Raw genomic sequence first — 26333 nt, forward strand, 5'->3', positions numbered from 1 at the left:
CCCGGCGGGCGCGCCGTCGAGGATCCAGCGATCTTCCCGAGATCTCGCGCTCCCGGAGCCCCCGTCGAGGCGCGCAGCGCGCCCACCCGGGCCCGCTCGATGCGATCCGGGATACGACCCGGGCGCCTCGAGATCGGAGGGATCACACATTTCTGGCCGTATCCGCCGTTTGCGACCACGATGGCGCAGCGTGGGCGACATGGGAGGGGCTGGCCGGTGAGGTGCGAAACAGGAGCGAGCTGCGGCCTGGCCGATCCGGTCGTGCGCCGCCGGTTGTCGCGGGCGGGCCCTGGTAGCCAGAATGGCTATTGTCGTTAGAGAGATGCTCCCGTCGAACCGCAAGCTCGCGTTCCGAAGGCAGCCGCACCTGGTCGATGACAGCGGGAGCGTCGGCGTGTGGATCACGCAGCCGGCCGGGATGCTCGTGCAGCTCCTGCGGGAGACGGCGGCGACGGGCGACATCGCGCGGTTCATCTCGGTCGACGGGTACCAGAAGCTCGTGGCGGTGATGCGCCCCGGGGAGCGGGCTTACTTCCTCTACGACATGGCGCTCATGGTGCGGTACGAGACCGAGGCGCGCGTGATCCTGACCCAGTGGGGGCTCAGCGTGCGCGAGCGGATCGAGCACATCGTGGTCCGGCCGCCCCCGGAGATGAACAAGCTGGGGCGCATGGGCATCCAGACGATCGCGGCGGCGATGAGCCTGGCCGGCGTGCAGCTCGACGTCGTGGACGACCTCGAGCCGTTCCTGCGGGAGCGCAACCTGCGGCCGCGGATCAGCCTGACCTGAGCGGGGTTCCGGGCGGCCCGGATGGCCCTGCTCAGGCCTGCGAGCTCAGGAGGGGAGTCTGGCGAGGGATCAGTGCCCGCCGCCGGTGCCCTTGATGTCGAGCTGGGGACGGGAGGGGTGCGGCCAGTCGAGGTGGAAGAACTTGCCGCGCGGCTGGTCCGTGCGCTCGTAGGTGTGCGCGCCGAAGTAGTCGCGCTGCGCCTGCAGGAGGTTCGCCGGCAGGTGGGCGGCGCGGTAGCCGTCGTAGTACGAGAGGGCGGACATGAACGCCGGCGCCCAGACGCCGTTCTGCGCGGCGATCGAGACCACCTTGCGCCAGTTGGACTGACCGTTCTTGATCTGCTCGTTGAAGTACGGATCGAGCAGGAGGTTCGTCAGCCCGGGATTGCGCGTGTACGCCTCCGTGATCTTCTGGAGGAACCGGGCGCGGATGATGCAGCCGCCGCGCCAGATGCTCGCGATCGTGCCGAAATCGAGCTTCCAGTCGTACTCGGCCTGGGCCGCGGCCATGAGCTGGAATCCCTGCGCGTAAGCGCAGATCTTCGAGCAATACAGCGCGTCGCGGATCGCGGTGATCGTGCCCTGACGGTCCTGGACCGGGGTCGGGGTCGGGCCGGTGAGCTGCTTCGAGGCCTCGACGCGCTCGTCCTTCAGCGCCGACAGGCAGCGCGCGAACACCGCCTCGGCGATCGCGTTCGCAGGAATGCCCATGTCGAGGGCGTTGCTGCTCGTCCACTTGCCCGTGCCCTTCTGACCCGCCGTGTCGAGGACGAAATCGACGAACGGCTTGTCCTTCTGGACAGGGTCCTTCTGCTGGAGGATGTCGGCGGTGATCTGGATGAGGTACGAGTCGAGATCGCCGCTGTTCCACTCGGAGAAGACGCGCGACATCTCGTCCTTCGACATCCCGAGCAGCCCGTCGAGGAGCGTGTACGCCTCGCAGATGAGCTGCATGTCGATGTACTCGATGCCGTTGTGGACCATCTTCACGTAGTGGCCCGCGCCGTTCGGCCCGATGTACGCCGTGCAGGGCACGCCGCCCTCCACCGGCTTGCCGGGGGTCGCGCCCTCGAGCGGCCTGCCGTTCTGGGGGTCGACCTTGGCGGCGATCGCGCGCCAGATCGGCTCCAGGTGCTTCCAGGACTCGGGGTCGCCGCCGGGCATCAGCGAGGGGCCGAAGCGCGCCCCGACCTCGCCGCCCGAGACGCCGGAGCCGAAGAACTTGCACTTCGACGCGTACTCCTTCTCGCGCCGGATGGTGTCGGTCCAGAGCGAGTTGCCCAGATCGACGACGATGTCGTCCGGCTCGATCCCCGCCTCGAGGAGCTGCTGGACCACCATGTCCACCGGCGGACCGGCCTTGACCAGGATCACCGCCTTGCGCGGCTTCTTCAGGGCGCCGACGAAATCCTTCAGCGTCTCGCAGTAGACAAGGCCGCCGGGGGTGCTCGGGTTGCGGGCGACGAAGTCCTTCGCGACCTGCACCGTGCGGTTGAACACGGCCACCTTGAACCCGTGGTCGGCCATGTTGAGCGCGACGTTCTCGCCCATGACGGCCAGCCCGATCATGCCGATGTCGCAGCTGGATGTGGCATCATTCATCCCAGTTCTTCTCCTTCACACATTGCTCATGCTCCGTCAGCGACCGCTCTTGTTGTGCGGATCGGCCGGCTCAGCAAGGCATCGTCCCGCGCGCCGTCGATCTTTGGGTCGGCTGGCAGCCACGGCCGCGCATTCTGAGCAGGCCAGCGGCGCGGCGTCCAGCGCCGTCGCGACCGGCCGGCGCGCCTCTCCCGCCGGCCGCCGCCGCGCGCGTCTCGCCCGCCGCCGCGCCGCCGCGGCCGCTGTGGAGCCGCGCTCGGGCGCCGTGGTACGCTCTCGCCCGTGCGACCGGGCCCGGCGCTCGTAGGCCTCCTGCTCCTCGCCGCGGCCTCGGCCTCGGCCTGCGTCCCCCCCGCGTACAACGTCCGCGCCGCGCGCGCCTTCGCGAACGAGGACGCCCGCCGCGCGATCATCGACGATCGCGCGGTCGATCTGGAGCGAGCGGCCGCCCTGGCCGACGAGGTCCTCGCGCGCACCCCTTACTCCCCGGGCGACGCGTGGATCGCCGCGCTCCGCCTCGACGACGAGGAGGGCGAGCGGCTCCGCGAGCGCTTCGAGGAGGCGCCCCCGTACGACGGCGAGCACGAGGTCCCGCTCGCCAAGCTCTACCGCGTGAAGCTCGACGAGGCGCTCGCCCGCGCGAGGGCGCCACGGCCGTCGCCGCCCGCGTTCGCGCGGCTCTTCGACGCGCTCGCCGCGCTCGCGGCGCCGGCGTCGGACGCTCGCGGCGCGGCCGGCGCGGCCGGCGCGAGCGCGGCGAGCGGCCTGCCCGCCGCGTGGGAGGCGCTCGCGGAGCACGCGAGGGCGCTCGCGGCCGAGGAGCGGACCGTCGCGCGGCTCTCGGCCGGCAGGCCCCTCGGCGCCCCGGACACGCCCGAGATTGCGGCGCCGCGCGCGCGGGCCGCCGCGCGGCGCCGGGCGCTCGCCGGAGCGCAGCGCGACATCGCGGCGGCCGCGGCCGCGCTCCGCGCGGCGAGCGCGGGGCACGAGCCCGCCGCGACGATCGCGCGCGACGCGCTCCGCGCCGTGTCGTTCCTCCTGCGCATGCACGTCGAGGCGCTCGCCGTGGCGCCTTACGTGGTGAAGCAGGCCCGGCGCGTCGCGCGCGGCGAGCCCGGCTACGCGGCCGCCGTGGCGCGCGCCGAGGCGCTCTCCCGGGTGCTCGAGGAGCAGCGCGAGGCGCTCTCCGCCTGCGCCGAGGCGCTCTCCGTGCCGGCGCGGACGCCGATCGAGGACACCGCGGGCTTCGAGATGCAGGAGAGCCTGCTCGACCAGGGCAGGGCGATCAGCCTCGACGCCGTCCACCTCCGGCTGAAGGGCGACGTCGAGCTCCTCTTCTTCCACCAGATCGCGAGCCCGAACTCGTCCGGCGGCATCAACGATTACCGGGGCAGGACGCGGCGGCTCGCCTACGACGTCGACCCCGTGTTCATGGTCGGCGGCCGGGCGATGATCACGTACGACTTCGAGCACGTGCGCGACGCCGCGCGCCTCAACGCCGGGTTCAAGACCGACCGGCTGTTCTCGTCGGGGGGCGACATCCGCTACGACAGCTCGCTCGGCAAGCTGATCGGCCTGAACGGCCTCGCGAGCGACGTCTTCGACATCGGCGCCGACCTGGTCGGCCTCCGCACGAGCCTCAAGGTCGCGCGGTTCACCTCGGGCGACGTGGCCGAGATCGCCGTCGATCCGGCGACCGGGCGCGACGCCGGCGTCGTCGCCAGCGCGCCGTTTCAGCTCCTCGTCCGCCAGATCGACGTCGGCTTCGACGTGACGAAGCTCTTCCCCGAGGCGGCGGACGATCTCTATCTCGAGGAGCTGCTCGCCGGCTTCCGGTACATGGATTACAAGCTCCCGCGCATCTTCTATGAGCTCCGCGAGCGGGAGCCGGGCAAGGGCGATATCTACCTGTTCGAGCGGCAGAGCCCAGCCCAGAGCGTGACGTCGCGGTTCTACCAGGGCGGCTTCAGCCTGCGGATGGGCAACGGCGAGTGGCCGCGCCTCGCGCCCTTCGGCGACATCGGCCTGTACGGCGGCGCCGGCCCGGTGCGCTACGCCTTCTCGGGGGACCCTTCGGTCCCCGGCGGCGAGCGCGAGGTCGACGAGGCGACGATGATCGCTTTCTCCGGCAACCTGTCCGTGGGCCTCCGGCTCCGGCTGACCTCGTACCTCAGCCGGCTCCGACTGCTCACCGAGCTGTCCTACAACGTCGAGGCGGTCGGCCAGGGGATCGTGTCCGGCATCCACGCGACGAGGCGCGGCGACGAGACGACCTACACGATCGGCCGCAAGATCGACATCGGCGGGTTCGACCTGTTCCACGGTCCCCGGCTGCTCGCGGTGCTCGTGCTCTGACGAGGGCCCGCCGCTGGACGCGGCGCGCGCCGCGTCCAGCGGCAGGAATGGCCGGGGTCGATCCAGAGGGTGGACGCTTCCCGCTCACCGTGATTGAACTGCATGGCGAAAATCTCGATGACGCCCATCTCGAGCCTGTCAGGGAACGTCGGCCCGAGATCCGAGATCGCGGCATCGAGATGCCGCCGGCAGCGTCAACGAGATCGTCATGACGAAATGATCACCACGCCGTCATTCCTTGGGCCCTACCTGGCGAGCGCTGTAGGGGGGCAAACCACAACCAGTTCCCGAGTGCAGGCGTGCGACCTCATGGTGTAAGCTCGTTCGACGCGGTGGACCCATGTCGCTGAGCTTCGTCGAAGGGAGGCTGTTCGCGGGCAGGTACCGCGTCGTGCGCAGCGTCGCGACCGGCGCGATGGGCGCGATCTACGAGGTCGTCCACGTCGAGACGGAGCGCCGGCGGGCGCTCAAGGTGATGCACCCGCACCTGGCCGAGAACCCCGAGTTCCATGCCCGGTTCAAGCTCGAGGCGCGCGTCGCCGCCCGCATCGCGACCGAGCACATCGTCGAGGTGTTCGACGCCGGCATCGACGGGGAGACCGGCATGCCGTTCCTCGTCATGGAGCTGCTCCGCGGCGAGGAGCTCAGCAAGCGCGTCCGCCGCGCCGGCCGCCTGTCGCCGGAGGAGACCGTCACCTACCTGCGCCAGACGGCGATCGCCCTCGACAAGACGCACGCCGCCGGCGTCGTCCACCGCGATCTCAAGCCGGCGAACCTCTTCCTCGCGGCGAGCGACGACGACGACGAGCTCCGCATCAAGGTGCTCGATTTCGGCATTGCCAAGCTCGTCGCCGAGACCGCGGTCGACTCGGCGACGACCGCGGCCCTCGGGACGCCGCTCTACATGGCGCCTGAGCAGTTCAGCGGCGAGTCGATCACGAAGGCCGTCGATCTCTTCGCGTTCGGCCAGATCGCGTACACGCTCCTCGTCGGCAAGGCGTACTGGCTGAACGATATGCGGGAGTTCAGCAACAGCCTCGCGTTCGCGGTGATCGCGATGCACGGCCCGCAGGAGCCCGCGTGTGCGCGCGCCGAGGCCGACGGGGTGAAGCTGCCCCCGGCCTTCGATCCGTGGTTCGCGAAGGCGACGGCGCGCGACCCCGAGGCGCGCTTCTCGACCGCATCGGCCGCGGTCGAGGCGCTCGCCGATGTCTTCGACATCGTGCCCCCGCCGATGAGGTCGTCGCGCCTCTCCGCGGTGGACACGCCGTTCCCGCGCGGGAGCCAGGGGGCCGCGCCCTCCTCGGTGCCGGCGGCGGCGTCCTCCTCGGTGCCGGTGGCCGCCCAGTCCTCCAACACGGGCGTGGAGACCAGGGTCCAGGCCGCGAAGCCGCGGAGCCGCTCCACGCTCGCGTTCGCGGCGCTCGCCCTGATCGGCGGAGGCGCCATCGCCATCGCGTCGCTGCGCGGGGGCGCGCCCGCCGCCCCTGGCGGCGCAGCTCGCGCGCAGGCGGCCCCGTCGGCGCCCCCCTTGCCGACCTCGACGCCGTCCTTCATCGCGCCGGTCCCCGCGCTCCCCAGGGCCTCCGAGACGGCCGGAGCGCTCGAGCTCGTGGCGCCCGCGACGCCTGCGGCGAGCGCCTCCGCGCCGCACGAGGGTGGCGACCGGAAGCCCGCCCCCGCAGCAGCATCCGCCAGCGCGAGATCCTCGACGGCGCCGCCTCGCGCGGCGCCGTCGGCCAGCGCGGCGCCGTCGGCCAGCGCCGGGCCCGGGCCGTCCACGCAGCCGTCCGCCTCCTCGTCGGCCAGGCCCCGGGAGTCGCTCTACTCGGCGGACTGATCCCGCGGCCTGGCGGCGGGCCGACGCAGCGGCCTGCGCGGCGGGCCGGTGCAGCGGCAGCGGCGCGATGCAACGGCGGCGACGCGATGCAGCGGCAGCGGCAGCGGCGCGATGACTTTCTTCCCTGGGGGGATACCAGGGATGATATCTCATGCGTCAACCGATGCGCCTCGTCTGGTCTGGGCCCCTATTGGGCGGCTTGCTGAGCATGGCTATCGCCGCTCCCGCCAACGCGCAACCCGACGCCGTCGCGGTGGCCGAGTCGCTGTTCAACCGCGGTCTCGCGGACATGCTGGCGGGCCGGTATCCGACGGGCTGCCCTGCCCTCAGCGAGAGTCATCGGCTCGATCCTCGCCCAGGGCGGCTGTTCACGCTCGCCGAGTGCGAGGCGCGGTGGGGGCGCATCGCCACCGCCGTCGCGCGCTACAACGATTTTCTGGCGCTGTATTCCCGCATGTCGGAGGCCGAGAAGCTCCAGCAGCGCGAGCGCTACGACGTCGCCCTCGAGCAGCGCGACGCGCTCGCGCCGCTCGTGCCGCAACTCACGCTGTCGCTGCCGCCCGACGCGCCCCAGGGCACGGTCGTGCAGCGCGACGGAATCACCCTTGGGGAGCCGTCCCTCGGCATCGCGCTCCCCGTCAACCCGGGGGAGCACGTCGTGACGACGAGGGCGCCGGGCGGGCCCGAGCACGAGGTGCGGTTCACGATCGACACGTCGGAGTCGAGGACCATCGAGCTCGAGGTGAAGCCCCCCGCCGAGGCACCGCCGCCCGTGAAGCCGCAGGGTCCGGGCGATCGGGCCGTCGTGCCGCCGGGGGCCCGCCCCGCGCCGCCGCCGCCGGACGCGGGGCCGAGCGGCCGGCGCGTCGTGACCTACGTGGCGGGCGGGCTCGCCGCGAGCGCGCTGATCTTCGGGTCGGTGACGGGCTGGATGGCGATCAGCGAGAGCAGCCTGGCGGACGACGAGTGCGACGACGTCCCCGGTCAGCCCGGCGTGGCGGCGTGCAGCGCCGTCGGGAAGGCGGCCGGCGACCGCGCGAAGGACCTCGGGCTGGCGAGCACGATCGGCTTCGGCGCCGGCGGCGTGCTCGCCGGCGCGGCGGTGCTGCTCTTCCTGACGGAGCCGCCCCCGCCTCGCCCGCAGGTCGGGCAGGTCGGCGCGCTGCGCTGGTCGCTGCTCGCGGCGCCGACCGGCGGCGGCGTCGCGGTGCGCGGCCACTGGTGAGCTCGCCACCGCGCCTGGCTCGTCGAAATCGTGCGATCCGCAGGGGAGCGCGGCGAATTGTAGTATCAATGAAAAACTACAGGTCGACACGCCCGGGCGGGGACGCGGTGACGAAGGAAAGGCAACTCATGATCACGAAGACCACGATGGCGATGTTCGGGCTCGCGGCGACTGGCCTGCTCGCGGGCTGCACGGAGACGCTCGACTCGAAGCAGATCCGCACCGGGGGCATCTCGGCGACCCTGGAGGCGACCGCCGACAGCGCGTCGTCGACGAGCCTGAAGGCCACGCTCCGCGTCGGCGGCGACGAGAGCAACACGTACGTCATCCTGAGCGGCGGAGACCGGATCTCGGCGGCGGCGGACGGCGAGGAGGTCGAGATGTCGGCCCAGGGCACCGGGGTCTATGTGGCCGACTTCGACGTCGGCGCCGGAGACACCGAGTTCACGGTGGCGCTCGACCGCGAGGACGACGACGACGCGACGGGCAACGCCGGGACGCTCCCCGACCCGTTCGACCTCGAGGAGCTGCCCAGGGAGGCGGTCCCGCGCGACGAGGAGATCACGATCGCGTGGTCGCCGAGCGGGTCGGGGGACGACATGGCGATCCACGTGGACGGCGACTGCATCTTCCCGGTGCGGATCGACGTGGGGGGCGACCCGGGGACCTACACCATCGACGCCGGCACGCTGGAGTCGACCCGCTCGCAGGATCCCGAGACCTGCGATGTGGACGTCGTGGTCAGCCGCACGCGCAAGGGCACGACGGACAACAAGTTCGACCCGGAGAGCTCGTTCGAGCTGAGCCAGGTCCGTACCGGCCGCTTCCCCTCGGCGCCCTGAGGCGCCCCGCCGCGCCTCTCTGCAGGCCGCGCCTGTCTGTGGAAGGCGACGTCGTCTCGAACGCCTGCCCTGGATGCCCCCGGGAGCGTCAGCCGAACAGCGCGGCGTAGTCGTCCTCGCGAAAGCCGACAAGCACCTCGTTCCCCTTCACCAGCACGGGCCGCTTGACGAGCTTCCCGTCCTCGGTGAGCCACCGCGCGACCTCCTCGTCGCTCGCGGCGTCCACCCGCGCCTTGCCGAGCGCGCGGTAGCTCTGCCCGCTCGTGTTGAGCCACCGGCGCACCGGGAGCCCGCTCGCCGGCACCCACCTGGCGAGCTCCTCGGCCGTCGGCGGCTCATCGACGATCGGCCGCACGGCGACGTCGACGCCGCGCTCGCCGAGCCACTTCAGCGCCTTCTTGCAGGTGCTGCAGCCTGCATACGACAGGATCTGAACCTTGCTCATGCGGGCCTTCTGCCCCCACCGCCGGCAGAGAGCAAGCGGCTCCTCGACGGAGATAAAGAAGAAGAGAATCGAACCACAGAGGCACAGAGGGCACAGAGGAAGAGAGAAAATAAAATTCTCATCCTCTCTTCCACTCTGCTTCCCTCTGCTTCCCTCTTCTCCCCTCTTCTTCTCTTCCTCTGTGCCCTCTGTGCCTCTGTGGTTCAAAATTCTTCTCCCCTTCACTCCGCGCGGCGCTCGGTCAGGCGCCCGCCGCGCCGCTCGCGCCGGTTGTGCCGCTCACAACCATGGTGCGCTCTCTGCCGGTGGGCCGATCGGACCGCCGGCCTCCGATGGAAATGAGGGAGAGGCGCCGACGTCGCCACGAACCGAGGGCCATCGCAGGGGCGATTCTCCATCGCGAGGGAGAAAAGCGAGCTCTCCAGAGCAAAGACCTCGATGCACGGGCGAGAAAGGCCCGGATCGATACGGGTCACCAGCGCGCCGCGACGGCCGCCCGCGGCGGACGAAATGCCGCGGCGCGTGGCGGGGCGTCTGGTATACGTGCGCGGAAAGGAGCCGCCTCGAGCGGCAGCGCCCCCTCGTGATCCGCCTCGATTCCATCAGCAAGCAGCACGGTAAGCAGATCCTCTTCCTCGAGGCCTCCGCGGCGGTGAACCGCGGCGAGAAGGTCGGCCTGGTGGGCCCCAACGGCTCGGGCAAGACCACGATCTTCCGCATGATCACCAAGGAGGAGGCGCCCGACGGCGGCCAGGTCGCGATCGACCGCGGCGTCACCATCGGCTACTTCAGCCAGGATGTCGGCGAGATGAAGGGCAGGAGCGCCGTCGCCGAGACCATGGACGGCGCCGGCCCCGTCTCCGTCGTCGCCGCCGAGCTCCGCGAGCTCGAGGCCGCCCTCGCCGACCCCGAGCGCATGGATGAAATGGAGAGCCTCATCGAGCGCTTCGGGCAGGCGCAGGCCCGCTACGAGGAGCTCGGCGGCTACGCGCTCGACGCGAGGGCGCGCGAGATCCTCGCCGGCCTCGGCTTCAGCCAGGCCGTGATGGACGACGACGTGGGCAACCTCTCGGGCGGGTGGAAGATGCGCGTCGCCCTCGCGCGCATCCTCCTCATGAGGCCTGACGCGCTCCTGCTCGACGAGCCGACCAACCACCTCGACATCGAGTCGATCATCTGGCTCGAAGGCTACCTGAAGCAGTATCCAGGGGCGCTCGTCATGACCTCGCACGACCGCGAGTTCATGAACCGCATCGTCACCAAGATCATCGAGATCGACGGCGGCGAGCTCACCAGCTACTCCGGCAACTACGAGTTCTACGAGCAGCAGCGCGCCATCAACGAGCAGCAGGCCGAGGCGCAGTACGAGCGCCAGCAGGCGATGCTCGCCAAGGAGATGCGCTTCATCGAGCGCTTCAAGGCCCAGGCCGCCAAGGCGGCGCAGGTCCAGTCGCGCGTGAAGAAGCTCGAGAAGATCGACAAGGTCGAGCCGCCGAAGCGCAGGAGGACGATCCGCTTCGAGTTCAAGCCCGCCCCGCGCTCGGGCGACGACGTGGCGCGCCTCGAGGGGGTCAAGAAGACGTACGGCGGACGGCCCATCTACGACGGGCTCGATCTGCTGATCCGCCGCCGGGAGCGCTGGTGCGTCATGGGCGTGAACGGCGCCGGCAAATCCACCCTGCTCAAGCTCATCGCGGGGGCGGCCGCGCCGGACGCGGGCGCGGTGAGCGTCGGCGCGAGCGTCAAGCTCGGGTATTTCGCGCAGCACGCGATGGAGCTGCTCGACCCGACCCGCTCGGTCTGGGAGTCGATCGTCGCGAGCTTCCCCCAGGCGTCGATCGGCTCGCTCCGCACGCTCGCCGGCGCATTCGGCTTCTCCGGCGACGACATCGACAAGCCGTGTCGCATCCTCTCGGGCGGCGAGAAGGCCCGGCTCGTGCTCGCGATCATGCTCTACGACCCGCCGAACTTCCTCGTGCTCGACGAGCCGACCAACCACCTCGACATGGCCACCAAGGAGATGCTCGTCGGGGCGCTCGCGTCGTTCGAGGGCACCATGCTGTTCGTCTCGCACGATCGCCGCTTCCTCGCGGCGCTGTCCAACCGCGTCCTCGAGCTCATGCCCGACGGGCCGCGCGTCTACGGCGGCGGATACCTGGAGTACGTCGCCCAGAGCGGGCACGAGGCGCCGGGCCTCCGGAGCTGAACCGCGCCCTCGCGGCGCGCGGCGCGCGGCGCGCGGCCGATCGAGCTCCGCCCAGGCTCGACTCGACGTCACCGATATCGGCGCGCGGCGCGAGGTGAACACATGCTCAAGGTTTCGCGCTATCGTAAAGGACCGCATGGATCAGCTCGGTAGACCGAACGAAGAGCGGCTCTCCGACTTCATCCGGCGCCACCGCGACGCGATCCTGGGGGCGTGGAAGCAGCGAGCGCACGCCCTGAGCCCGGCGCGGTCGCCGTCGGATCCGATGCTCACCGACCATATCCCGAGCGTCCTCGCCTATGTCGCCGAGGTCGCGGGCGGCGCGGGCACCAGCGCCGAGGTCGACCAGAGGCTCCGCGGCATCCCCGGACACCACGCGCTGAACCGGCTGGCCCAGGGGTACGACCTCGCCGACGTCGTGAAGGAGTACGCGGCGCTCCGCGCCGTGATCCTGGAGCTGTGGGAGCGGGAAGGCGGGGGCGGCGGGGGGAGCGAGCTGATCCGGCTGAACGGCGCGATCGACGACGCGATCGCCGACGCGGTGACGCGCTACCAGGAGGCGCGCGTGCGCCTGCTCCAGGCGCTCGACGCCATCTCGACGGCCGCCCTCGGCAGCAGCGACCTGGACGCGTTCCTGAGGGCGCTCATCCGCGCCACGCGCGAGGCGGCCGCGGCCGTCGACGTGGCGATGGTCCTGCTCGTGGACGGCGACGCCCTCGAGGTGCACGCGACAGCGGGCCTCGACGACGGGCCGCTGCTCGGCCCCCCGCTCGAGGCGTCGCGGGCGTTCGCCCGCGCGGTCCTCGCGCTGCGCGGGCCCGCGTCGCTCGACGCCGCGCTCCGGACGCTGCCCGTGACGGCGCGCGAGATCCGGTCGAGGGGGCTGCGCGCCGTCTACGGCGTGCCGCTGATCCACGAGGGGCGCGCCATCGGGGTCGCGATCCTCGGCTCGCGCAACGCCGAGGAGTTCTCCGAGGAGGACATGCTGATGCTGCGCACGATGACCAGCCGGGCGACCGGGATCATCGTGCAGGCGCAGCTCGTCGCGAAGGAGCGCGCCTCGCGGCACCAGGCCGACGACGCCCGCGCGCTGCTCGCGACGGTGATCGAGCAGATGCCGGCGGGGCTCATCATCGGCGAGCGGCAGACGGGGCGCGTCCTGCTCACGAACCGGCAGGCCACGGAGATCTTCCGGCAGTCGTTCGAGGGCATCCAGAGCATCGAGGGCTACATCGGCCGCGGCTTCCACCCGCGGTCCGGCAAGGCGTACGAGACGTGGGAGTGGCCGCTCGCGCGCACCGTCACGACCGGCGAGGTCGTGGACGACGAGGAGATCGACGTGCTCCGCGGCGACGGCACGTGGGGGCGGATCCTCGTGCGCTCGAGGCCGGTCCTGGACCCGGAGGGGCGCGTCTCGGCGGGCGTCGTGACGTTCTTCGACATGACCGAGCGGACGCGCGCCGAGCAGGCGCAGCGCTTCCTCGCGGCCGCCAGCGCCTCCCTGAGCGACAGCCTCGACTTCCAGGGGACGCTCGATCGGCTCGGCCGCCTCACCGTCCCCGAGCTCGCGGACTGGTGCGTCATCCACACGCTGCCGGTGGTCGAGGCGGCGCGGCGGGTCACCGTGACCCACGTGAACCCGGAGGAGGTCCGGCGGGCGCGCGCGCTGCTGCGCGAGGTGGAGCCGCTGCCGGCGCTGTCGGCGGTGATGGAGCAGGTCCTCGGCGGCGACCGCCCGGAGCTCTTCCGGGATTTCTCCCACCCGCTGATCGCGCCGCTCGCCGAGCACGCCGGCTTCCGCCGGCTCGTCCGCGAGCTCGGGATCACCTCCGTCATGCTGGTCCCGATGGTGGCGCGGGGCCGCGCCTTCGGCTGCATCGCGCTGGGGACCGCGGCGTCCGGCCGGATCTACGACGAGGCGGACCTCGCTGTCGCGCACGACCTGGCGCAGCGGGCCGCGCTCGCCGCGGACAACGCGCGGCTCTACGAGGCCGCGCAGCGCGCGATCGAGCTGCGGGACAACGTGCTCGCCACCGTGTCGCACGACCTCAGGAACCCGCTGAGCGCGATCATCACCGCGGCCGCCGTGATGACCAAGCGCGCGGCGGCGCGCGCCGGGGACAAGGGCGACGCGAAGGCGATCCTGGCGATCCAGCGCTCGGCGCACCGGATGGACAGGCTGATCCACGACCTGCTCGACTTCGCGAGCCTGCGCGCGGGCCGGCTGGAGCTGCGCCGGCAGCCGCAGGATCCGCGGGACATCGGGCGGGAGGCGGTCGAGACGTTCGAGCCGCAGGCGCAGGAGAAGGGGGTCCGCCTGGCCGCGACGTCGGACGAGGAGGTGCCGATCGTCGTGTGCGATCGCGATCGCGTGCTCCAGGTGCTCTCGAACCTCCTGAGCAACGCGCTCAAGGTGACGGGCGCCCAGGGGGCGATCACGGTGCGGTGCGAGCGCCGGGAGGAGCACGTCGTCTTCGCGGTGGCGGACACCGGGCCGGGCATCCCGGAGGACGAGCTGCCCTACCTCTTCGAGCGGTTCTGGCGCGGCCAGCGGAACGGCTACAAGGGCACAGGGCTCGGCCTGGCGATCGCCAGGGAGCTCGTCGTCGCGCACGGCGGGACCATCGGCGTGGAGAGCCGCGTGGGGGTGGGGACGACCTTCAGGTTCACGATCCCCCTCGGGCTCGGCGCGGGCTGAGCGGCGGGCGCGACGGCCGCGGCGCGACGGCCGCGGCGCGACGGCGGGCGGGCTCGCCGGCGGAGGAGTGGACGATCGAGCGCGCCGGCCCCAGGGGTCCACGGAAGGAGGAACCATGGGAGACGAGAAGACGCAGGACCAGCTCGGCACGCCGCGCCCCGAGCGCGAGGTGAGCGAGGCGAAGCAGCCTCACCCGCAGGCGGATGTCCCCGGCGTCCGCGGGCCGATCACGTCGACCGGCGAACGCGACGACGCTCCCCCCGGCGAGGTCGAGACGTGGGGCAGCGAGGGCGGCGCCGGCTCGTACGAGGGCGGGCCGATCGTCTCGGACACGAAGCTCCCCGCGGGCAATTCGGGCCGCAAGCCTTCGTAATTAAAAAGAATTTTGGCGGAAGTGCGGCCCGCGGTGGGCCGCCGGCTCACGGCTGCTGCAGCTGCCGGGACCGGGGCGCGCACCGCTGCATGTAGGCCGGCTCGGGGCAGCCGTCGTGGGTCAGGATCTCGTTGTCCTGGCACTTCACGAGCGCCGCCCGGATGTCGAGGCACCTCCCCGGCCCCGCCGGCACGCACCGGTGCTCGGTCGTGGTCCCGAGGGCGCAGCCGTCGACCTGCCCCTCGGGGCAGTCGAGGAGCGGGCCGGTCGCGCAGCCGTTGTCCTGCCTGGCGACCGTGGCGTCCGTCGCCGTCGTCGACGTGCCCTGGGTCGCTTGCTGCGGGGTCGTGCAGGCGGCGCTCGAGGCGAGCGCGAGCCCCGTGAAGAGGAAGAGCAGGCCCCGCCGGGGCGAGCTGCTGCGCGTGTTCATGCCGGCGTTCTCCGTGGGTTGAGGGCCGGCCGGGACCCGAAAGGCAGGTCGCCGCCCGGCGCGCCCGGCAGACTACTCCACGGAGCGGCGCCTCCCCGGCGGTTTCGCCCCTCCCCCGGCCCGGGACGACCCGCGCGCCCCGGACCGGGACGACCCGCGCGCCCCGGCCCCGGTCAGAACGCGCCGCCGCCGTGCGCGAGCAGCGCCCAGCTGTCCCCGCCCGTCTGGTTCGCGGCGCCGCGCACGGCGAGGTCGTCGAAGAACGCGGGGCGGAAGCTCATCCGGGCGCCCAGCTTGACGTTGCGCGTGACGAGCCGCTCCACCCCGACGGTGAGCGGCACCGCCAGCGCGAAGGCGTCGCCGCCCTCGCCCGCCCAGCCCGTGTAGCCCACGCCCGCGACAACGAACGGCTGCACGATCGCGTCGTCGGCGCGCAGGACGTTGTAGCGCACCCCCGCGTCGAACGAGGTCATCACGAGCGACCTGGCCACCGTCGCGCGCTCGTTCACCGAGCCGATGTAGTTGCCCTCGATCGCCACGCGCGGCGACATGGTCCCGGTCACGCGCACGTTCCAGGTGGGCCCGACGCCCGCGGCGCCGCCCACGTACCCGAGCATGCCGAAGCCGCCCTCGACCGCGACCGCGGGCTCGGGGATCCGCCGGATGAGCGGCCGATCCGCCGGAGGGACGTTGCCCGCCGGCCGATCGCGCTGTTCCGCGCGCCCCGCGTCCTGCGCCCCCGCCGCGCCGGCGAGCGCCATCGTGGCAGCGGCGGCCATGGTCGCCGCCGCGCGTCGTCGCGTGCTCATGCAGTCCTCCCCTGTTGGATCCGTTGGCCGGTGTTCCGACTACGACGACCGCCGTGTGCACACCTCAGGCCACATGGGGCTGTGCAGCGCAGGTCCGGCGCCCCCGCCCCGCCGCGCACGCCCGCGCCCGTGCGGCCGCAGCGCCCCCGGAACCACGCAGCGCGCCGTCCGCCGTGAGCCGTCGCGGCGCTGCCCGTGAGCCGTCGCGGCGCCGCCCGTGAGCCGTCGCGGCGCCGCCCGTGAGCCGTTGCGGCGCCGCGGCGGGTCTGAGATGAAACGGGGCTCCGGACGCCGCCGTGAAACCGGATCACGCCTCGCCCGTAGGGGGTGCAGGCCCGTCGATCACGAGAACCAGAGGAGCACACGATGCTGTCGAAGAAGAGCATTTACGAGACCCTCGCCGCGCTGAGCACCGGCGCCATGGTGCTGAGCGGCTGCGGCGGCGCGCAGGCGCCGGTCAACGCCACCGAGGTCCCCGCCGAGCAGGAGGCCGTGCCCGCCGAGCCGGCCGCGCCCGCCGCCCCGGCCGAGACCACCTCCGGCGACGCGGCCGCGGGCGCGAACGTCGCCGCGCCGGAGGCCGCGCCGCCGGCCCCCGCGCCGCCGACCGACGTGCAGTCCGCGGCGACCTCGCCGATGGCCGCGCCCACGGCCACCCCGGCCCCCACCGCGCCCACGCCGCCCGCCGCCGCCCCGGCGACCAAGCCCGCCGCGAAGAAGGCCGCCGGCAAGAAGCCCGGCCACGCGGGGTGTGGCCAGGGCACCTGCGGCTGACCCCGGTCGGCCCGCCCTCCCCGTGCCCCCCATGACCGGCAGCGCGCTCACCGGCGTCGGCCTCGGGCTCCGCTGGGAGTTCCTCGACGAGGTGCTCGAGCTGCTCGACGGCGGCGCGGCGCTGCCCGTCCCCTTCTTCGAGCTCTCCCCCGAGAACTACATGCGCCGCGGCGGCTACTTCCCCGCCGCGATCGAGCGCGTCCGGGAGCGCTGCGCGATCCTGACGCACGGGCTCACGATGTCGGTCGGCGGGGTCGACCCGCTCGACGCCGGCTACCTGCGCGAGCTCGGGCGGTTCCTTGGGCGGCTCGACCCGCCGTTCCACAGCGACCACCTGTGCTTCTCCGGCGTCGACGGCAGGTTCGTCCACGACCTCTTGCCGCTGCCGCTCACCTCCGCGGCCGCCGCGCACGCCGCGGCGCGCATCCGCGAGGCGGAGGAACGGCTCGAGCGGCCCATGGCGATCGAGAACATCACCTACTACCTGGTCCCGGGCCGCGCCGCGCTCGACGAGGCCGACTTCCTGGGCGAGGTGCTCGAGCGCGCCGGCTGCGGGCTGCTGCTCGACGTGAACAACCTCTACGTGAACGCCCGGAACCACGGCGTCGACGCGGCCGCGCTGCTCGAGAAGATCCCGGCCGGCCGCGTCGTGTCGATGCACGTCGCGGGGCACGCGTGGCGCGACGACGCGGGGGTCCTCGTCGACACGCACGGCGCGCCGGTGATCGCGCCCGTGCTCGACCTGCTCGCCCGCGCCGTCGCGCGGACCGGGCCGGTGCCTGTCGTGCTCGAGCGCGACAACGACGTGCCGCCGCTCGAGGCGCTGCTCGCCGAGCGCGCCGAGGTCGAGGCGGCGTACCGGCGAGGGCTCGCCGCGCGGGAGGCCGGGGCGTGAGCGCGGCGCGCGCGGTGAGCGGGACGCGCGGGACGAGCGGGACGTGCGAGACGAGCGCGGCGTCGAGCCAGCCGCCGCCGGAGCTCGCGGCGCTGCAGCGGGCGCTCCAGCGCAGCGTGAGCGAGCCGGACGAGGCGGCGATCGCGGCCGATCCGCGCGCGTGGCTCGCCCGCGCCGGGGTCGAGGGGGCGGACCTCGAGGCGATGGCCTCGCTCCCGCCCGGGCGGCTGCTGCTCTACCGGGGCCTGATCCGGCGCGGGCTGACGGGCGCGATCCGCGCCGGGATCCCGCGGACCGCGGCGCGGCTCGGCGCGCGGTTCGAGGCGGACGTGGCGCGCTTCCTCGAGGTGGAGCTGCCCCGGTCGCGCTACCTCCGCGACGTCGCGTTCGAGTTCGTGGGCTTCGCGGCGCCGCGCTGGGCCGGGGACCCGGAGGTGCCCGCGTACCTCGCGGATCTCGCGCGCCACGAGCTCGCCGCCTTCGCGGCGTCGTGCGCCGAGCCGGACGGCGACGAGGACGGCGGGCCGGCGGGCGCGCCGGACGAGCTGGACGCGCCGGGCGACCTGGGCGCGCCGGGGGCGCTGGACGCGCCGGGCGCGCCGGGGGCGCAGGACGCGGCGGCGGGCGCGCCGGCGTCCGGCGAGGAGCTCTCGCTCGACCGGGGGGCGCGCTTCCAGCGGGCCGCGGCGCTCGTGCGCCACGAGCACGCGGTCCACCGGCTGGAGGGCGGCGAGGCGGCGCGCGACGCGCCGGTCCGCGAGCCGACGAGCCTGCTCGTGTACCGCGACGCCGGGCACGTGGTCCGCTTCCTGGAGCTCACGCCGCTCGCGGCCGAGATCCTCGGCCGGCTCCTCGCGGGCGCCGCGCTCCGGGACGCCGTGGTCGAGGGCTGCGCCGCGCTGGGCCGGCCGGTCGACGGCCCGGTGCTGGAGAGCACCGCCGCCCTGCTGAGCGACCTCGCCGAGCGCGGGGCGCTCCTCGGCGCCGCCGCGCCGTCGCGCTTGCCCCGCGGCGCGGGCCGTGGGTAACGCAGGATCCGAGGACATCGATCGATCGATGCAGCGCACACTCTTCTGGCTGGCGGCCGGCCTGTGGCTCGGGTGCGGCAACTCCGGCGGCGGCCCCCCGAAGGGCGGGACCCCCTCGGGGACCAGCGGCGGCGGTGACAGCATGGGCCAGGGCAACGGCACGGGCAGCAGCGGCACGAACGGCAGCGGCACAGGCGCCAGCGGCACGAACGGCAGCAGCGCGAGCTCCGGCGGAGCGGACGGCGGCCCGCAGCCCGCGAGCGCGCCCCTGGTCTACGTCGGGGGCCGCAAGGGGATCTTCGTCTTCCGCCTCGACGAGGCCGACGGCGCGCTCTCCGCGGTGCAGGGCCCGATCGACGCCGAGATGAACCCGACGTTCCTCGCCGTCGACCCCGCGCGCCGCCGCCTCTTCGCGGTGAACGAGCTCGATGAGGTGGACGGCGAGATGTCGGGCGCGGTCAGCGCGTTCCGGATCGGCCCGGAGGACGGGACGCTCGCGTTCATCAACCGGGCCTCGTCGAGGGGCCAGGGCCCTGCCCACCTCGCCACCGATCGCGCCGGGCGCTTCGTCCTCGTGGCCAGCTACGGCGGCGGCACCGCGGCGGTGCTCCCCGTCGGCCAGGACGGCGCGCTCGGCCAGGCGGTGGACGAGGCGGCGTTCGGGCCCCGGGCGCTGTCGCACCACGCCGTGACCGACCCGGCGAACCGCTTCGCCTTCGTCACCAACCTCGGGTCCGACGCGATCGCGCAGTTCACGTTCGACGCGGGCACGGGCCAGATCGAGCCGAACACCCCGCCGACCCTCGCGCTCCCCGCGGGCACGACCCCGCGGCACCTCGACTTCCACCCGAGCGGCCGGTTCGCCTACCTGATCAACGAGCGCGCCGGCTCGATCACGACCCTGAGCTACGATCCGGCGCGCGGGGCGCTCTCCGCCGTGGCCACCGTCTCGACGCTGCCGGACGGCGCGAGCGCCGAGGAGAACGCCTGCGCCGAGGTCCAGGTCGCCCCGTCGGGCAAGTTCGTCTACGGGTCGAACCGGGGCCACGACAGCATCGCCATCTTCGCGGTCGACCCCGAGCGCGGCGCGCTCACCCTCGTCGGCCACGCGCCGACCCAGGGAAGGACGCCGCGCCATTTCCAGCTCTCGCCGACGGGCAAGCTGCTGCTCGTCGCGAACCAGCGCTCGAGCAACATCGTCGCGTTCCACGTGGACGAGGCGACCGGCGCCCTCCGGCCGACCGGCCGCGTCACCGAGGTCCCCGAGCCCACCTACGTCGGGATCGCGGCCTCGCCGGGCCCGTGACCGCGCGCCGCGTGGCACGCCTCGGGCTCGTCGCCTCGGCGCTCGCCGCGTCGGCGCTCGTCGCTGCGGCGCGCCCCGCGCGCGCGTCCGCCGGGGAGCAGACGGCGTCGCTGAGCTGGGTGCGGCTCGCCGGCGCCGAGGCGTGCGTCGGGGCGCGCGCGCTCGCGCAGGCGGTGGAGGCGCGCCTCGGGCGCGCGGCGCTCGTCTCGGCCGCCCGGGCCGAGCTCACCATCGAGGGGCGCATCGAGCCGGGCGGCTCCGGCGGGTGGCGCGCGGTGATCGCGGTCGCCGACGCGGGAGGCGCGGTGCTCGGGACGCGCGAGATCGCCACGGCGTCGCCGCGCTGCAGCGCGATCGACGACGAGCTCGCCCTGGCCATCGCGCTCATGATCGACCCCAGCGCGAAGCTGTCCCCCGGCGCGCCGCCTCCGCTGGCCGCGCCGGCGCCGCCTCCGGCGCCCGCGCCCTCGCCGGCGCCGCCTCCCGCGCCGCCGGCGCCGCAGGTCATCGTCCAGCGCGTCCTGGTCCCGGTCCCGCCGCCGGCGCCTCCGCCGCCGGCGCCGTGGCGCGTGGAGGTCGGCGCCGGTCCGCTCTTCGGGCTCGGCCTCCTCCCCTCGCTCGGCGTCGCCGTCGCGCTCCGCGCGCGCCTCACGCCGCCCCGGCTCTGGTCGTTCGAGGTCGGGGGGGCCGTCTGGTTGCCGAACGAGCCGACCACCGGCGCCGCGTCGACGCGCTTCGCCTGGGGCGAGGGGTTCGTGTCCGCGTGCCCCGTCTCGATCGGGAGCGAGACGCGGCTCGCCGCGTGCGCGGGCGTCCGCCTCGGGGCGCTCCGCGTCGGCGGCCTCGGGTTCGGCGTCGACCGCACCGACGAGCGCCTGACCGCGGGCGGCGCGCTCGACATTCGCCTCACCCGGCGGCTCGTCGGCCCGCTCACCGCGGGCGGCGGCCTCGGGCTGATCGTGCCGATCGTGCGTGACACCTTCTACTACACCGACGCACAGGACCGGACCCGCGAGGTGTTCCAGATGGCGCCGCTCGCCGGGACGGCGGACGTCCTGCTCGGCGTCGAATTCCCGTAACGATTCGGCGATTTACACCGATTCCACGGATTCGATGCCCGGCGTCGCTTTTCTTTCATAAAACCTCGCGCTCGCGACCATCCAGGGCAAGGGCCGGCGATCCTTGCGCCCCGGCCTCTCGCGATGACCCTCGAGGAGATTTTCGAAGAGAACGCGGCGTACGTGTGGCGCGTGCTGCGCAGGCTCGGCGTCGGCGAGGCCGACGTCGAGGACGTCTGCCAGGAAGTCTTCCTCACGGTGCATCGGAAGCTCGACACCTTCGACGGCAGCTCGGCGCTGCGCACGTGGCTTTACGGCATCTGCCTGCGGCTCGCGTCGGAGTACCGGCGGCGGCCGCACCGGAGGCGCGAAGAGGTGGCCGAGACCGTGCCCGAGCAGGTCATGGCGGCGCCGCAGGACGAGACCCTCGATCGTCGCCGCGCGCTCGACCGGCTCGACGCGGCGCTCGATCAGCTCGACGACGACAAGCGCGCGGTGTTCGTCCTGCACGAGATCGAGCAGCTGCCGATGGCGGAGATCGCGAAGGCGGCGGGGTGCCCGCTGCAGACGGCGTACTCGCGGCTGCGCGCGGCGAGGGCGCAGATCGAGGCGGCGATGCGCCGGCACGAGCTCGGCGCGCCGCGGGCCGGGGCTGCGCGGGTGACCGAGGGGAGCAACGTATGAGCGGCGATCCTCGCAGGCAGATCGGCTCGGGCGGCGGGTCGGACGTGCTCCGCGTCGCCCTCGAAGCGGCCCGGCGCGACGCGCCGGACAGGGCGCAGCTCGCGCGGCTCGCCGCGCGGCTGCCGCTCCACCTGCCGGACGGACCGGGGGGCGGCCAGGGCCCCGGCGGCCCGGCGGAGGGCGGTGGACCGGCGACCGGCGGCGGCGCGGGCGCCCCGGCGACCGGCGCAGGCGCGGGCGCCCCGGCGACCGGCGTGGGCGCGGGCGCGCCGGCAGCGATCGCGTCGACGGCGGCTGTCGCACCGCCGTCGGTGCTCTCCGGCCTGGGGATCGGCGCGGCGCTCGGCGTCGTCCTCGTCGGGGCGGTGTGGCTCATGCCGTCGCCCTCGCAGCCGCCGCCCGCCGCGCCGCTCGCGCCGCCGGCCGCGCCGCTTGGCCCGGCGGTGGTCGCGACCGCAGCGCCGGCGGAGGCCGCGACCGCACCCGCCGCGGAGGCGCCGGAGATGCCCGCGGAGGTACCCTCCGCGGCGAAACGGCCGCGCGCGCCTGCTCCGGGGCCGCCGCGCGCCCCGGCGGGCGCGCCGCTGCCCGCGCGCGCGTCCGCCTCGACGGCCGGCGCTCCGGCCGCGGGCGGCGCGGCGCAGGCGGCGCTGCACGACGCGGAGACGGAGCTCGGCCTGCTGCAGCGCGCGCAGGAGGCGCTCGCGGCGCGCCCTGCGGAGGCGCTCGCGCTCGCCGACGCCCACCTCGCGCGCTTCCCGGGCGGCGCGCTCGCCCAGGAGCGCGAGGTGATCGCGGTCGGCGCGCTGAAGGCGCTCGGCCGCGGCGGCGAGGCGCTCGCTCGCGCGAACCGCTTCGTCGAGGCGCATCCAAGCTCCGCCTACCGCCGCAGGCTCGAGATCCTCGTTCCGGAGCTGAGAGACGCGCAGCGGTGACAGGCGACTGCTCTGCTCGCGCCAAGCTGAGACATCCCCTCGAGTTCTTCGGAAAATTCACAGGGAGGCGGGGAGACGGGGAGAAAAATCTTCAAATACTCCCTGTCTCCCCGCCTCCCTGTTCAATTTCCCGCCGCCGCCTCGATCAGGCGCACCGTCGTACCCGAACGAAGCTCGATCAGGAGATCATAAAATTAGACGAACGACGCCATTCATGGAGTGACAACGGGCTGCGCTGACAGGCCCGGGGAGATAGAAATGCGACGCCCCATGAAGACACCCATTTCCTTGTTCTTTGGGCTGATGATGCTCCAGACCTTCGGCGCCGGATGCACCGCCTTGGTGAAGGTCGGCGACGACAGCGGTCAAGAGGCAGGGCCCGATGATGACGCCCATATGACCGGCAGCGGCGGCACCGGCGGCGACTTCAGCACCGGGGGCGGCTCGTCGGTCGGGAACGGCGGCGACTTCAGCACCGGGGGCGGCTCGTCGGTCGGCGTCGGCGGCGCCAGCTCCACCGGGGGCGGCCCCGAGCCGGCGACGGCTGGCGCGATCGCGCTCTTCAGGAATGAGTTCCCCGAACGGTCGAACGACTCCGGGAGCAGTTCCGCCGGGAGCGGCGGGCCGGGCACCTCTCCGAATGATCTCTTCATCATCTTCGGCGCCCCGGTGAGCTCCTGCGCGGATCCATCCTGGACCACCGGCTGCGGCAACTGGCAGCTGGGCATCAGCATTCCCCCTGCGCTGCAGGTGCCCGGCATCATCGATCTGAGCGCGCCGGATGTGTTGTTCTCGTCTTACGTTGTGAGCCGCCCCGACCGGGGCGACTGCTGGTGGGGCGAAGGCTCCTTCAGGTCCGGCACGATGGAGATCGTGAGCATCGACGCCGCGGAGGTCGTGGTCCGGCTGAGCGGCACCGATACCCAAGAATTCGACGCCAACGGCGAATACACCGCAGCTCGATGCCCATGACGTCCCTTGCTCCGTGATGGAGAAGAATTTGAACCACAGAGGCACAGAGGGCACAGAGGAAGAGAGAGAGAGAGAGAGATTTTTCATTCTCTCTCCCTCTGTGCCCTCTGTGCCTCTGTGGTTCATTCTCTCTGGTTCTTCGAACCTCCTCGACACGGAGCTACGTCGCCGAGAGGCGCTTCTGCATCTCCTCCGGAGAGACGGCCTCGATCCGGCTCGCGACCCCCCAGCGGTGGCCGTACGGATCGCGGATCCAGGCCATCCGGTCGCCGTGCGGCTGGTCCTGCGGCGGGCGCTCGATCGTCGCGCCCGCCGCAGCCGCCTGCGCCACGAGCGCGTCCACGTCCTCCACGTAGACGACCACGCTCACGCTCGTGCCCCCCAGCGTCTCGGGACCGACGGCACCGAGATCAGGGTACTCGTCCGACAGGAAGAACCGGGCCCGGCCTATCGACAGCTCGGCGTGGCCGATCCGCCCGTCGGGCATCTCGATGCGCGAGGCCTCGCGCGCGCCGAACGCCCGCTTGTAGAACTCGATGGCTTCCGAGGCGCCGCGCGCGCTCAGGTAGGGAAAGCACACCTGACCTTCCGGGACGGGGTGGACCTGGCTCTTCGTCATCGTCGCGCTCCTTCTTGCTCGCATGGCGCACCGACGATCCGGCTCTCCGCCAGCATGGAGGATCGCTCCGCCCACGTATTGGAAAAATTTCACCTGCACGCCCGACCGGCGTGGCTCGACCACGACGCGTCCTGGTCACCTCGCGAGCGCGCTGGTGGTGCCCTAATTAGGGCAGACGCCCGCTGTCGCGAGTCGCGGACCGCGCGATACATCGACGCCGGACCGAGTACTTTTGGGGGGCAATGGAAAAACCAATTCGCCTCCTCCCCGGAATGCTCGTTCGCGTCAACCCTCATTCTCTTGATGTTGGCATGATCATTGCCGACGTTCCCGGCCGCGAGTGGAAGCGGCCGAAGAAACACTTGGTTCTCATCGGCAGGATAACGAGGCTGAAAATTTTGAGGCGTAGCTTGCTGGCCCCGATTTCCTGACGCCTGCGACACCGCGGTGGTCGCATGTGTCGACGGCGACCACCCCGGTCCATACGCGGACGCCGCTCAGTTCAGCGGGGCCGGCTCGTCCTCGTCCTGCCGGTCGATAAGGTGCCTGAGCTCCACGCGCAGCACTCGATCTCCCACCCGTCGCCCTTCATCAGGTCAAAGTAGGCAAGGTGCGCCTCTGGTAGGGTCTGCATCTTGAGGTCGAGCGCGTCCTCCCGCAGGTAGACGTCCGTCTCCCCGCGCGCCGCGTCATGCTCGACGCTGACCACGCTTCGCTCGCGCTCCGCCATGACGCCTAAGCCGACCGCGGGCGCTTCGTCCATCTCGACGACCTTCGTCAGGTCGTGGCCGCCGTTCTCCAGGATGAGCCGCACGCGCATGCTGCGACCCTACCACGGGCCCGCTGAGACCCGGAGACCTCGCGGCGTCAACAGCGCATCCGGCTCGGCAAACAGGCTGCGATCGCGCTCTACGGCTGTGACAACGTCCGTCCTAGCCGCGCGGAAACGCCGAGAAAACAAGGCGTTCGGTGCTATCTTCATGGGTACTTAGCAAAGCGCCCCGCCCTCAGTTCGCACCTGAGAGCGGGGCTGCGGAACGCCGGATGGTTGGGCCACCCGTCGCACGTCGCACTGCGATCATGGGCCCGCGTCCGGAGAGGTGCAAGGCCCATGGCGAACGTGCTCCCGGCGGAGCGGCGGCTAGAGGTGCTCGCCGCGCTCGTGAACGGCACCAGCATCCGCGCCGCGTCGCGCATGACGGGCGTCCACCAGGACACGATCGAGCGGTTCGGCCAGCTCGTCGGCGAGGGCTGCGCGCGGCTCCATGACCGCGTGGTGCGCGATCTGACCTGCCCGCTCGTAGACCTGGACGAGCAGCATTCGTGGTGCAGGAAGCGCCAGAACAAGGTGGACGCCGCGAAGGACGACGCGGCGGCCGTGGGGGAGCAGTGGACGTGGGCGGCCATCTGCCGGACGAGCAAGCTCATCATCGCCTGGCACGTCGGGAAGCGCGACCAGGAGAGCGCCGATGCCCTCGTCGAAGACGTGCGCGCGCGGCTCGTCGTCATGCCGCAGATCACCACCGACGGGCTCGGGCTGTACGCGCAGCCGATCGCGGTGAACTTCGGGCCGGCCGTGCCGTACGCGCAGATGATCAAGACGTTCAGCGCGCGCCCGGGGAAGCCGGGGACGTCGGAGAAGTTCGCCGTCGAGCACGGCGTGGACTTCATCAAGAAGCGCACGATCTACGGCACGCCGGACCACGACAAGACCACCACGTACGCGATCGAGCGGTCGAACCTCACGGCGCGGCAGTGGAACGCCCGGCTGCGGCGCCGCACGCTCGCGTTCTCGAAGAAGCTGTCCCGGCACTGCGCCGCGGTCTCGCTGCACTACGTCTACACGAACCTCTGCCACATCCCGCGGAACATGCGGGTCACCCCCGCCATGGCGGCAGGCGTCACGGACCACGTGTGGACCCTGGAAGAGCTCATGGTCGCCGCGCTGGCAGAGCCCCAGGGCGAGAAGCCGCAGCCGCAGCCGCTTGCCATCCCGAAGCCGGAGGGGACCGCCCGGGAGCTCCCCGCCGGGCGAGGCTGGCTCCGCGTGGTGGACGGCGGGAGCACCGGCACGAACCCCGGGCCGCAGCCGCCGCCCAAAACGCCAGGACTTGCCCCGGTGACGCCTCCGCCCGCTCCCATGTCCGCCGCAGCATCCGCCACGCGAGCCGCCGTCGACCCCGCTGCGCCTGCGACCGAGCCCTCCCGTCAGCTCGACCTGTTCTCCTGGAGGCCGAAGCCGCGGATGCCGATCCAGTTGAGTCTGTTCGGAGACCCGCCCGTCGACCCGACCGCGGTATAGTTGGGTCGTTTCAAGCCATGTGTGGCAATCATCCGACTGCCCACATTTATGGGTTGCAGACACCCCACCAAGCGTCTCCGTGTTTCCAGCCACGCGCACGCGAACGGCACCATGCCTCAGCGTACGCGTTGCATTGCTGAGTCAC

The 26333-nt window shown here is 72.7% G+C and carries 23 protein-coding genes; 17 read left to right on the forward strand and 6 right to left on the reverse strand.

The window, feature by feature from the left end:
- Nucleotides 1-301 precede the first annotated feature (301 nt).
- The gene (locus WME76_RS29135; RefSeq protein WP_437955531.1) at nt 302-790 is read left to right on the forward strand and encodes a hypothetical protein; all 489 of its coding nucleotides are present in this window, start codon (nt 302-304) and stop codon (nt 788-790) included.
- A gap of 69 nt (nt 791-859) precedes the next feature.
- Here WME76_RS29135 and gndA read toward each other — a convergent pair whose 3' ends face one another.
- Nucleotides 860-2392 carry an NADP-dependent phosphogluconate dehydrogenase gene (gene gndA, locus WME76_RS29140; protein ID WP_437955532.1) on the reverse strand — a complete coding sequence of 511 codons (1533 nt, stop codon included), beginning with the start codon at nt 2390-2392 and terminating at the stop codon, nt 860-862.
- 282 nt (nt 2393-2674) lie between these two features.
- On the opposite strand from gndA, the gene WME76_RS29145 reads away from it, so the two are divergent.
- From WME76_RS29145 to WME76_RS29160, 4 genes are all read left to right on the forward strand, one after another.
- On the forward strand, nt 2675-4747 hold the full coding sequence (locus WME76_RS29145) for a hypothetical protein (RefSeq protein WP_437955533.1): 2073 nt from the start codon (nt 2675-2677) through the stop codon (nt 4745-4747).
- Between the two features lie 340 nt (nt 4748-5087).
- Complete coding sequence (locus tag WME76_RS29150) at nt 5088-6587, forward strand: serine/threonine-protein kinase (RefSeq protein WP_437955534.1); 1500 nt, start codon at nt 5088-5090, stop codon at nt 6585-6587.
- Between the two features lie 208 nt (nt 6588-6795).
- Nucleotides 6796-7812: a hypothetical protein gene (locus tag WME76_RS29155; protein WP_437955535.1), complete on the forward strand. Its 1017-nt coding sequence runs from the start codon at nt 6796-6798 to the stop codon at nt 7810-7812.
- Between the two features lie 128 nt (nt 7813-7940).
- Nucleotides 7941-8654, forward strand: a complete 714-nt coding sequence (locus tag WME76_RS29160; RefSeq protein ID WP_437955536.1) for a hypothetical protein — start codon at nt 7941-7943, stop codon at nt 8652-8654.
- A gap of 88 nt (nt 8655-8742) precedes the next feature.
- On the opposite strand, the gene WME76_RS29165 is transcribed toward WME76_RS29160, so the two are convergent.
- A complete protein-coding gene (locus WME76_RS29165; protein WP_437285430.1) occupies nt 8743-9099 on the reverse strand; it encodes an arsenate reductase family protein in 357 nt (118 codons plus the stop codon).
- Between the two features lie 583 nt (nt 9100-9682).
- Here WME76_RS29165 and WME76_RS29170 point away from each other — a divergent pair.
- The 3 genes from WME76_RS29170 to WME76_RS29180 all read left to right on the forward strand — a co-directional run bounded on the left by WME76_RS29170 (nt 9683) and on the right by WME76_RS29180 (nt 14376).
- Nucleotides 9683-11305: an ABC-F family ATP-binding cassette domain-containing protein gene (locus WME76_RS29170; protein ID WP_437955537.1), complete on the forward strand. Its 1623-nt coding sequence runs from the start codon at nt 9683-9685 to the stop codon at nt 11303-11305.
- A gap of 136 nt (nt 11306-11441) precedes the next feature.
- Nucleotides 11442-14003, forward strand: coding sequence for an ATP-binding protein (locus tag WME76_RS29175; protein ID WP_437955538.1), 2562 nt, complete (start codon nt 11442-11444; stop codon nt 14001-14003).
- Between the two features lie 115 nt (nt 14004-14118).
- Complete coding sequence (locus tag WME76_RS29180) at nt 14119-14376, forward strand: hypothetical protein (RefSeq protein WP_437955539.1); 258 nt, start codon at nt 14119-14121, stop codon at nt 14374-14376.
- Nucleotides 14377-14422: 46 nt separating this feature from the next.
- Here WME76_RS29180 and WME76_RS29185 read toward each other — a convergent pair whose 3' ends face one another.
- Nucleotides 14423-14806, reverse strand: a complete 384-nt coding sequence (locus WME76_RS29185) for a hypothetical protein (RefSeq protein WP_437955540.1) — start codon at nt 14804-14806, stop codon at nt 14423-14425.
- Between the two features lie 173 nt (nt 14807-14979).
- Nucleotides 14980-15615 (reverse strand): hypothetical protein, encoded by a 636-nt coding sequence (locus WME76_RS29190; RefSeq protein WP_437955541.1) that lies wholly within the window; start codon nt 15613-15615, stop codon nt 14980-14982.
- A gap of 366 nt (nt 15616-15981) precedes the next feature.
- Here WME76_RS29190 and WME76_RS29195 point away from each other — a divergent pair, with 366 nt between their 5' ends.
- The 8 genes from WME76_RS29195 to WME76_RS29230 all read left to right on the forward strand — a co-directional run bounded on the left by WME76_RS29195 (nt 15982) and on the right by WME76_RS29230 (nt 23267).
- The gene (locus tag WME76_RS29195; RefSeq protein WP_437955542.1) at nt 15982-16389 is read left to right on the forward strand and encodes a hypothetical protein; all 408 of its coding nucleotides are present in this window, start codon (nt 15982-15984) and stop codon (nt 16387-16389) included.
- Between the two features lie 31 nt (nt 16390-16420).
- Nucleotides 16421-17284 carry a DUF692 domain-containing protein gene (locus WME76_RS29200; RefSeq protein WP_437955543.1) on the forward strand — a complete coding sequence of 288 codons (864 nt, stop codon included), beginning with the start codon at nt 16421-16423 and terminating at the stop codon, nt 17282-17284.
- Nucleotides 17281-18312 (forward strand): HvfC/BufC N-terminal domain-containing protein, encoded by a 1032-nt coding sequence (locus WME76_RS29205; RefSeq protein WP_437955544.1) that lies wholly within the window; start codon nt 17281-17283, stop codon nt 18310-18312. The genes WME76_RS29200 and WME76_RS29205 overlap by 4 nt, the downstream gene beginning before the upstream one ends.
- A 28-nt stretch (nt 18313-18340) precedes the next feature.
- Nucleotides 18341-19618: a lactonase family protein gene (locus WME76_RS29210; protein WP_437955545.1), complete on the forward strand. Its 1278-nt coding sequence runs from the start codon at nt 18341-18343 to the stop codon at nt 19616-19618.
- A gap of 11 nt (nt 19619-19629) precedes the next feature.
- A complete protein-coding gene (locus tag WME76_RS29215) occupies nt 19630-20697 on the forward strand; it encodes a hypothetical protein (protein WP_437955546.1) in 1068 nt (355 codons plus the stop codon).
- A gap of 123 nt (nt 20698-20820) precedes the next feature.
- The gene (locus WME76_RS29220) at nt 20821-21360 is read left to right on the forward strand and encodes an RNA polymerase sigma factor (RefSeq protein WP_437955547.1); all 540 of its coding nucleotides are present in this window, start codon (nt 20821-20823) and stop codon (nt 21358-21360) included.
- Nucleotides 21357-22295 carry a hypothetical protein gene (locus tag WME76_RS29225; RefSeq protein ID WP_437955548.1) on the forward strand — a complete coding sequence of 313 codons (939 nt, stop codon included), beginning with the start codon at nt 21357-21359 and terminating at the stop codon, nt 22293-22295. Before WME76_RS29220 ends, WME76_RS29225 begins: the two co-directional genes overlap by 4 nt.
- A gap of 270 nt (nt 22296-22565) precedes the next feature.
- Nucleotides 22566-23267 carry a hypothetical protein gene (locus WME76_RS29230; protein WP_437955549.1) on the forward strand — a complete coding sequence of 234 codons (702 nt, stop codon included), beginning with the start codon at nt 22566-22568 and terminating at the stop codon, nt 23265-23267.
- A 160-nt stretch (nt 23268-23427) separates the two neighbouring features.
- Here the strand turns inward: WME76_RS29230 and WME76_RS29235 are convergent, their stop codons facing one another.
- Together WME76_RS29235 and WME76_RS29240 are read right to left on the reverse strand one after the other, a co-directional pair.
- Nucleotides 23428-23886 carry a VOC family protein gene (locus tag WME76_RS29235; RefSeq protein WP_437955550.1) on the reverse strand — a complete coding sequence of 153 codons (459 nt, stop codon included), beginning with the start codon at nt 23884-23886 and terminating at the stop codon, nt 23428-23430.
- Nucleotides 23887-24388: 502 nt separating this feature from the next.
- Nucleotides 24389-24706: a hypothetical protein gene (locus tag WME76_RS29240; protein ID WP_437955551.1), complete on the reverse strand. Its 318-nt coding sequence runs from the start codon at nt 24704-24706 to the stop codon at nt 24389-24391.
- A gap of 291 nt (nt 24707-24997) precedes the next feature.
- Between WME76_RS29240 and WME76_RS29245 the strand changes: the two genes are divergently transcribed.
- Nucleotides 24998-26188 carry an IS1 family transposase gene (locus tag WME76_RS29245; RefSeq protein WP_437955552.1) on the forward strand — a complete coding sequence of 397 codons (1191 nt, stop codon included), beginning with the start codon at nt 24998-25000 and terminating at the stop codon, nt 26186-26188.
- Nucleotides 26189-26333 lie beyond the last annotated feature (145 nt).

The organism is Sorangium sp. So ce119 (assembly GCF_051524405.1).
Lineage (GTDB): Bacteria > Myxococcota_A > Polyangia > Polyangiales > Polyangiaceae > Sorangium > Sorangium cellulosum_G.